The following is a 1,242-nucleotide window of genomic DNA, read 5'->3' as shown; positions in this document are numbered from 1 at the left end:
GACAACGACCGAGACCATCCACGCGGTCACGAGCCTGCCGACGCATCAGGCCAGCCCCGCGCTGCTCGCCGCACTCGCCCGCGGGCGCTGGGGCATCGAGAACCAGCTCCACTGGGTCCGCGACGTCACCTACGACGAGGACCACCACCGCGCCCGGACAGGAAACGCACCCCAGGTCATGGCCAGCCTCCGCAACCTCGCGATCACCATCCTGCGCCTGACCGGAGCCGGCAACATCGCCCACGCCCTACGCCACCACGCCCGCCACCCCGAACGACCACTCGAAACGATCAAGAAAGTCAGTTGCTAACAAGCAACTTTGCCGGCGCCCTGGCATCCCCCCGCCTTACATCCGCGACATATTGGGACACGTCGACCTGTCCACGACAGAGATCTACGCACGGGCGTCGACCGAAGCCAAACGCAAAGCCCTGGAAGCCGCCTACACCGACATCTTCACCGACGACCTGCCCGAGTGGAGCCAGGACCTCGACCTCCTCAACTGGCTCACCTCGCTGTGAGCCTCCGCGGCTGACCGGGTTATGCGCAGCGATCCACCCCCGACCGGGTCCTCACCAGGCCCGACAGGCCAGCGCTGCGCATAATCCAGCGCTGTTCATTAGGTTCCTTATGCACAGCTGCGCATAAGTGGATGTTTGATTTGGGTTGATTGTGGCTTATGTTCTATCGAGGGTCTCGCCAGGTGGGTGTGGTTTCGCCCGTTATGCGTTTGGCCGTGTTGTCGATCATGGCAATGTGGATCATCGCTTCGGAGCTGGCGGGGAGGGTCTCGTAGTCACGGGCCAGGCGGCGGTGGAACATGAGCCAGCCCAGGGTCCGCTCGACGACCCACCGCCGTTTCACGACGTGGAAACCGCGTTTCTGGGTGTTTCTGGAGACGACCTCGACGTCGACCCCGAGGGCGGCCCCGTACTCGACCACGGTGTTCTTGAAGCCTTTGTCGACCCAGGTTTTCGCAATCGACCGGTAGGTGTCCGTGGCCTGGTCGAGCAGCCGTGTGCCCAGGGTGTTGTCCGACAGGTGCGCTGCGGTGACGCTCACGGCGAGCAGCAGACCGAGGGTGTCGGTGACCACGCCCCGCTTCCGCCCGACGATCTTCTTCCCGGCGTCCGTCCCCTGGCTGGCAAGGGGGACGTCAGTGGAGGTCTTGACACTCTGGGTGTCGAGGATGCACGCGGTCGGCTCGGGCGCGCGGCCTGCCGCGGCGCGGGCCAGACCGGT

At 65.2% G+C, this 1,242-nt stretch carries 3 protein-coding genes; 2 read left to right on the top strand and 1 reads right to left on the bottom strand.

The annotated features are described in order from the left end of the window. Both QOZ89_RS47080 and QOZ89_RS47075 read left to right on the top strand, forming a co-directional pair. On the top strand, positions 1-310 hold a 310-nt coding region (locus QOZ89_RS47080), incomplete at its 5' end, for a transposase (RefSeq protein WP_397428980.1). A 52-nt stretch (positions 311-362) separates the two neighbouring features. Next, complete coding sequence (locus tag QOZ89_RS47075; protein ID WP_198543338.1) at positions 363-521, top strand: hypothetical protein; 159 nt, start codon at positions 363-365, stop codon at positions 519-521. Positions 522-684: 163 nt separating this feature from the next. Here QOZ89_RS47075 and QOZ89_RS47070 read toward each other — a convergent pair. Beyond that, the coding region (locus QOZ89_RS47070; protein WP_312630019.1) for a transposase at positions 685-1,242 on the bottom strand (558 nt) is incomplete at its 5' end.

This window comes from Pseudofrankia coriaricola (genome assembly GCF_032027725.1).
Classification (GTDB): Bacteria; Actinomycetota; Actinomycetes; order Frankiales; family Frankiaceae; genus Pseudofrankia.
The sequence above is the reverse complement of the archived record's forward strand: the minus strand, read 5'-3'. Positions and strand labels throughout refer to the sequence as shown.